7 protein-coding genes are annotated in these 6,850 nt (G+C 68.2%); 2 read left to right on the top strand and 5 right to left on the bottom strand.

Annotated features, from left to right (window positions below; translation table 11 throughout):
- Nucleotides 1-190 precede the first annotated feature (190 nt).
- Together engB and DJ74_RS09720 are read right to left on the bottom strand one after the other, a co-directional pair.
- Nucleotides 191-811 (bottom strand): GTP-binding protein EngB, encoded by a 621-nt coding sequence (gene engB / locus DJ74_RS09725; RefSeq protein ID WP_094527126.1) that lies wholly within the window; start codon nucleotides 809-811, stop codon nucleotides 191-193.
- A gap of 74 nt (nucleotides 812-885) precedes the next feature.
- Nucleotides 886-1,602 carry a DUF4013 domain-containing protein gene (locus tag DJ74_RS09720; RefSeq protein ID WP_094527125.1) on the bottom strand — a complete coding sequence of 239 codons (717 nt, stop codon included), beginning with the start codon at nucleotides 1,600-1,602 and terminating at the stop codon, nucleotides 886-888.
- A gap of 156 nt (nucleotides 1,603-1,758) precedes the next feature.
- Between DJ74_RS09720 and DJ74_RS09715 the strand changes: the two genes are divergently transcribed.
- Nucleotides 1,759-2,562, top strand: coding sequence for a 5-formyltetrahydrofolate cyclo-ligase (locus tag DJ74_RS09715; protein ID WP_094527124.1), 804 nt, complete (start codon nucleotides 1,759-1,761; stop codon nucleotides 2,560-2,562).
- A gap of 44 nt (nucleotides 2,563-2,606) precedes the next feature.
- Here the strand turns inward: DJ74_RS09715 and DJ74_RS09710 are convergent, their stop codons facing one another.
- The 3 genes from DJ74_RS09710 to DJ74_RS09700 form a co-directional block, all read right to left on the bottom strand.
- Nucleotides 2,607-2,810, bottom strand: coding sequence for a hypothetical protein (locus tag DJ74_RS09710; protein WP_094527123.1), 204 nt, complete (start codon nucleotides 2,808-2,810; stop codon nucleotides 2,607-2,609).
- A gap of 171 nt (nucleotides 2,811-2,981) precedes the next feature.
- Nucleotides 2,982-4,076: an archaeosine biosynthesis radical SAM protein RaSEA gene (locus tag DJ74_RS09705; RefSeq protein ID WP_094527122.1), complete on the bottom strand. Its 1,095-nt coding sequence runs from the start codon at nucleotides 4,074-4,076 to the stop codon at nucleotides 2,982-2,984.
- Nucleotides 4,077-4,153: 77 nt separating this feature from the next.
- Nucleotides 4,154-4,576 (bottom strand): VanZ family protein, encoded by a 423-nt coding sequence (locus DJ74_RS09700; RefSeq protein WP_094527121.1) that lies wholly within the window; start codon nucleotides 4,574-4,576, stop codon nucleotides 4,154-4,156.
- Between the two features lie 305 nt (nucleotides 4,577-4,881).
- Here DJ74_RS09700 and DJ74_RS09695 point away from each other — a divergent pair, with 305 nt between their 5' ends.
- Complete coding sequence (locus tag DJ74_RS09695) at nucleotides 4,882-6,813, top strand: aldehyde ferredoxin oxidoreductase family protein (RefSeq protein ID WP_094527127.1); 1,932 nt, start codon at nucleotides 4,882-4,884, stop codon at nucleotides 6,811-6,813.
- Nucleotides 6,814-6,850 lie beyond the last annotated feature (37 nt).

The following is a 6,850-nucleotide window of genomic DNA, read 5'->3' as shown; positions in this document are numbered from 1 at the left end:
GAGCGCACCGAGCCGCGCGAGTCGTCGCGGCTGGGGCTTTGAAGCTGTTCGCTACCGATCCAGAGGCACTCACCTATAGCCGAGCGGCTGGGGCTTTGAGGGCGTTCACTGCCGAGTCGCCAGCATCGACTTATAAACGAACGCGTGCGACCTTCAGAACCGAACTCACGGTCCCGTCCGAAACGACCGATCAGGAGACGAACTTCAGCAGGTCGTCGCGGTTGTGCTCGTGGAAGCGCGTCCGGAGGCACTCCTCCAGCGCCTCGATGTCGCCGCGCTTCGCGCACATCGGCGCGATCCGATCGGACCACTGCTGCCACGGCGGGTACAGTCCCAGCCGGTCGCAGATCTCGTCGAGCCGCTCGTCGAGGTCGTCGATCTTGTCGGTCTTGTTGACGGCGACGATGGGCTCGACGCCGACGTCCTCCAGGAAGCCGTACATCTCCACGTCGTGGGGGATGTTCCCGCGCTCGGCGTGGCGGTCGATGATGTCGACGGCGGCCTTCCCGTCCATCACGACGACGCCCGCGAGGATGGAGTCGGCGTTCTCCTCCAGGTAGCGAACGATGTTCGTCTTGATCGCCTCGCGGTGCTCCTCCTCGACGCCGGACATGAAGCCGAACCCGGGCAGGTCCGTGAACATGAACCCCTCGCTGGCCCAGTCGAAGTGGTTCGGCTGCCGGGTGACGCCCGGCTTGCCGCCCGTCGAGAAGTCGTGACCCGTGAGCTCGCGCATCAGCGTGGACTTGCCGACGTTCGAGCGCCCCACGAGGACGACCTCGGCGTCGCGGTCCGGCCGGTCTTCGAACATACGCGTACGTGGGCGACTGAGCGGTTTAAAAGGCGCGTCGTCGGCCTCGGCCCGCAACGCCGACCGCGGCGTCCTCAGCGGGCCGTGCCGACATCGTCGCCGACCGCGCTCGCCGCGCCCCCGGCCGGCCCGCTTTCGATGCGATCGTTCACGGTCGCGAACGCCGAGCCGAACATCCGGAAGACGGCGACCTGCCCGTAGAACTGGACGAACGGGACGAGCAGGAGGCCGACGACGGTGACGGCCAGCACGGCGGTCGCGATCCAGACGACGACCGCCACGACGATGGGCATGAGCACCGCGACGAGGTACTCGGTACTGAACAGGGCCGGCTTCAGGAGGTCCGCGTCGAACGCGGCCCCCAGCTCCCCGCGGGCCGCGTACGCCGACAGCGCGGCGGGAACGGCGTAGTAGACGAGGAACAACACCGGGATGAACGCCAGCGTCAACAGCAGCCCGACGACGCCGACGAGCGCGCCGGTGTCGCCGCCGATGGCGCCGCCCGCTCCGGACACGACCCCGACGACGACCGCGTACACGACCACCGGGATCACCGTGTACGCGATCGTGATGATCGTCCCGACCAGACCCTTCATCAGCAGGTCGCCCCAGTCCGTGAACTCCGGCGGCACCTCGTCGCCGCCGATCGTCTTCTCCAGAACCCGAACGAGGTAGCCGACGATGATGAACGCCGGGACGACGAGGACCGAGAGGAACCCCAGCACGCCGCCGATGACGATTCGCCCGACCCAGTCGCCCCGTATCGGATACGAGAGCCCGTCTTCTAACATACGCCGAATCAACACCGATCTGATATATAAGACCGACGGTGAGTATCGGCCGATCGACCGATCGACCGGCGGACCGGACCGAATCGCGACCGGCGACGCCTCTCGCCTCGGGTCCGCGTTCGGGGGTTACTTGTCGCCGGGCGCGCTCCCTCTCGCATGGACAAACAGGCCGTCCGCGAGGCCGTCTGGGACGCGTTCGAGGCGGGCGACCAGGCGCGGTTCCCGTTCCCGCCCCACGACCGGATCCCGAACTTCGCCGGGGCGGACGCGGCGTGCGAGCGACTGACCGAGACCGCCGAGTGGGCCGACGCCGCGACGCTCAAGTGCAACCCCGACGCGCCGCAGTTACCGGTCAGGCGCGCGGCGCTCCGCGCCGGCAAGACGGTGTACGTCGCGCAGCCCCGCCTGCGCGATCCGAACCCGTTCCTCCGGCTCGACCCCGACGAACTCGCGGGGTCCGACCACGACGCCACCGACCGCCCGACGGTCGACGACGCCACCACCGTCTCTGGCATCTCGACGCACGGCACGCCGGTCGCGCCCGAGGACGTCCCGCACGTCGACCTCGTGGTCGCCGGCTCGGTCGCGGTGACGACCGACGGCGCGCGGATCGGCAAGGGCGAGGGGTACAGCGACTTGGAGTGGGGCGTGCTCCGCGAGCTCGACGCGGTCACCGACCAGACGACCGTCGCGACCACGGTCCACGAGCTGTCCGTGATCGACGGGCCGGAGTCGGCGCTCGCCGGCGACCTCGGCGACGAGCGCGGCGCCGCCCCGTCACCATCGCTCCCGGCTCCGGACGCGCACGACGTCCCGCTCGACCTGATCGTCACCCCCGAACGGATGGTCCGAACCGAGACGCCCTACGAGCGCCCGTCGGGGATCGACTGGGACGCGCTCGACTCGGAGCGACTGGACGAGATCCCGGTGCTCGCCGAGCGGGCACCGGAGCGAAAATAGGAGGGACTCGGTCGGCCGACCGCGGACCGCTCAGTTCGGATTCCTCAGTCCGCGTGCTTCGGCGACGGCGCGGACCGCTCCGTGCGGTGGTCGGCGACGTGACCGCACTCGGGACAGACGATGGTGCGCTCGTCGCCGTCGCTGACGACGAGCCACCCCTCCGAGACGGGGTTCTGGAAGCTGCACTCCGCACAGAAGAGGACCGACTTCCGGCGGGACGACCGGGGACCGCTGGCGACTGCGTTCATGTATTCCCGTAGTATCCGGACGTATATGGGTCTTGTTCGACCTGATCGTTCGGTATGTTCCGATCTGTGAATCAAAAACACGACGCTATTCGATCCAAACCGCTACGATCGTTTCGAGAAGTTGAATAAAACGACCGACGCCGGTCGCCGTCGTTTCCGGTCGATCGGCCCCTACCGCGCCAGCGGCATGTTGTAGCTCGTCTCCGCCGCCATCACGTGCTCCCACGTCGCCTCGCACTCGCAGGAGACCTGGTCGAAGACGCTCGGGTCCTGGCGCTTGTCGAAGTCCTTGACCGCGGTCTGGACGCGGTCGTCGCACTCGCCGCAGTTGTGCGCGCCGCGGTCGGAGCCGTGTCCGACCGGATCGGAGACGACGATGGCGTCGACGTCGGCGGTCTCCTCGAGGACGTGCGCGACCGACCAGAGCCACGGCGGTCGGTAGCCGCCCTCGAAGAACAGCTCGTCGACCATCGTGTAGCGCTGGACGTTCGTCGGGTTCATCGAGACGGTGTGACACCCGTCGACGTCGGCGCAGCGACGGATCGAGTCGATCATGTCGGCGGCGGCCTCCGGCTCCGCGAGGAAGGGCGGCTTCATGAGGAGGTACGCCTTGATCCCCACCTCCGCGTCGAACTCGCCGTCGGCGTCGGCGGCCTCGGCGCAGGCGTCCTCGAAGTCGGCGAAGTCGAAGTACTTGTTCACGCAGTCGTGGCGGACGCGGTCGGTGGCCGTCTCCAGCCCGACGGCCACGTCGGTCGCGATGCCGTGGTCGGCGAAGTCGCCGATCTTCTCCCGGCTCACGAAGTCCGGCAGCGACTCGACCACGATACGGTCCCGGTCCGCGAACGTCTCGGCGATGGCCCGGCGGGTCTCCGCGGGCACCTCGCGCTCGTCGAGGAACGAGCCCGACGTGTAGATCTTGATCAGCTCGGCCGGCGCGTCCGCCTCCTCACGCTCGTGGTCGAGACACACCTCGATCTGGTTCATCAGGGACTCGTGGGCCACGCTCCCGCCCTCCACGGACTCGGCGACGTAGCCGCACATCGTGCAGCCGCCGGCGCGGGCCCACCGGCAGCCGCCGGTGTTCAGGATGATCGTGAGGGAGTTGACGACGCCGTCGGGCGTGTTGTCCTCGTCGATCCACACGCGGGTCGGCTGCGTCGGGTCGTACGTCTCCGAGCGCTCGGCGCGGATGTCGCGCATCACGGCGTTGTGCGCGTCCATCCCGCGCCCCTGCTCGTACGCGTCGGGGCTCGGCTTGCTCATTACCGGAGGAAGCGGGCGAGCGCGTAAAGCCGTGTCGTCATCGAGGAACGTGGAGTCCTCCCCGCAGCGACGGAACCCTAGTTACGGCCGGACCATCGTTGCCGGAGCGCGTACCCTCCCACGCCGGCGATCGCGCCGAGCGCGTTGACGGCGACGTCTCTCCGGGCGAACGATCGCCACGGGATCGTCGACTGCACGAGTTCGACCCCGAACCCGAACGCGACCGCCGTGCCGACGGAGACGACCAGTCCACGACGGGTCGCTCCGGTCGTTCGAGCCAGGAGCGCGGCGAGGACCGCGTAGCCGACGAAGTGGAGCGGATCGGTGGGCCCGATCCCGAGCGCGGCGAGCGACGAGACGACTCCGCTCCCGTCTCTGCCCGCGGCCAAGCCGCCGGGTACCGGGACGACCGACGAGAGGAACAGCACGAGCGCGAACGCGCCGGTCTCGATATGCCGGCGAACAGTCGACGCACCCCCCTCCCGATCGGGATCGGCCACGCGGCGTCGTTCTCGCCGGACGTAGTTAGCCGTGCGGAATGGCGGCGACGGAACGGGACCGGATCGGGACGCCCGAACGGCGGTTCCGCGACGGTCCCGTCGAAACCGCTCGATAGCACTCCCGCTGGCACGCGCGTGTGGTCCCGTTTCGAACCCCTCGTCGTCTGCGGATCTCCGGATTGCCAGCCTCGTCGGCGTTTATGTACCACAACGCTCGTGGCCGGGGACCGATGTAACGCATATCGGTTTCGGTCGGAGGTGAACATCTAACACGCTGTGGTACATCTATAATGAACGAGCATTACATGACTGAAATGGGTGGCTACAGAGACAGAGTTGCACAGGTCGATCTCGGCGAGGGAGCGGTCAACTACCACGGGATCGACGAGGAAGACGCGGAGAAGTACATCGGCGCGCGCGGGCTCGGCGTCAAGTACGTCTTCGACGCCGGTCCGGACGTGGATCCGATGGGGCCCGACAACCGGTTGGCCTTCATGACGGGGCCACTCACGGGGACCCAGACCGTGATGAGCGGTCGGATCGCGCTCGTGACGAAGTCCCCGCTGACGGGAACGGTCACCGATTCGCACCACGGCGGCTGGTCCGGTGCCCGACTCAAGTGGGCCGGACTCGACGGGATCCTCCTCGACGGCGAGAGCGAGGACCCCGTCTACCTGTTCGTCGAGGACGGCGAGGTCGAGACGCGCGATGCCTCCCATCTGTGGGGGAAGGGCGTTCACGACACGGTCGACGCTCTCGGCGAGGAGGTCGACGGGTCGGTCGGCAAGAACCTCTCCGTAATGGCTATCGGGCAGGGCGGCGAGAACGGCGTTCGCTACGCCTGCGTGATGAACGAGGACGACCGTGCCTCGGGTCGCGGCGGCACGGGTGCCGTGATGGGCGCGAAGAACGTGAAGGCGGTCGTCGTGAAGAGCGGCACCGACATGCCGAAACCGGCCGACCCCGAGACGTTCCAGGAGGGGTACCAGCAGGCGATGGAGGTCATCCGCGAGTCGGAGGTCACCGCGCCCAACGAGGGCGGGCTCTCGATGTACGGGACGAACGTCCTGATGAACGCGACCGAGGAGATGGACGGTCTCCCGACGAAGAACGCGAAGTACACCTCGACCGAGGCGTACAACGACACCGAGGGGATCGACGTCGACGCCGAGCGCGTCTCCGGCGAGAACGTCCGCGAGAACATCCTCGTCGACGAGCCGACCTGTCACTCCTGCCCGGTCGCCTGCAAGAAGGAGGTCGAGGTCCAGTTCCAGCACAAGGGCGAGGACATGAACGTCCGCACGGAGTCGTACGAGTACGAGTCCGCGTGGGCGCTCGGCCCGAACTCCGGACACACCGACCGCGACGAGATCGCGCTGATGCTCCAGCGCTGTAACGACCTCGGCATCGACACCATCGAGGCCGGCAACATGATGGCGATGGCGATGGAGATGAGCGAAGAGGGCAAACTCGACGGCGTCGGCCACCTCGACTGGGGCGACTCCGAGACGATGGTCGACCTCCTCGACGAGATCGGCCACCGCTCCTCGGACCTCGGCGACCTCCTCGCGGAGGGCCCCGAGCGCGTCGCCGACGCGAAGGACGCCCACGGCAACAAGCTCTCGGTCAAGGGCCAGACGATGGCCGCCTACGACCCGCGCTGCATGAAGGGAATGGGGATCGCGTACGCGACCTCCAACCGCGGCGCGTGCCACCTGCGCGGCTACACGCCGGCCGCCGAGATCCTCGGGATCCCGGAGAAGGTCGACCCGTACGAGTGGGAGGGCAAGGGCGAGCTGACCGCCACCTTCCAGGACCTGCACGCGGTGTCGGACTCGTTCGACATCTGCAAGTTCAGCGCGTTCGCCGAGGGGATCGAGGAGTACGTCCTCCAGTACAACGGTATGACCGGCCGCGACGTCTCCGAGGACGAGCTGTTCGAGGCGGGCGAGCGGGTGTACAACCTCGAACGCTACTTCAACAACCTCGCCGGCTTCGACGGCGCGGACGACACGCTGCCGAACCGCTTCATCGACGGGCACCCGGACGCCATCCCCGGCACGGGCGCCAGCGAGGGCGAGCTCTGCGAGCTCGACGAGATGAAGGCGGAGTACTACGAGACCCGCGGCTGGGTCGACGGCGTCGTCCCCGACGAGAAGCTCGCCGACCTCGGCATCGACATCGGCCCCGGAACCGGCGTCTCCGCCGGCGACTCCGCGGCTCCGGCCGACGACTGAGGACGGTCGCCCCGTCCCTGCCGACCGCCAGCCATTT

Source organism: Halorubrum sp. Ea8 (assembly GCF_002252925.1).
Classification (GTDB): domain Archaea; phylum Halobacteriota; class Halobacteria; order Halobacteriales; family Haloferacaceae; genus Halorubrum.
The sequence above is the reverse complement of the archived record's forward strand: the minus strand, read 5'-3'. Positions and strand labels throughout refer to the sequence as shown.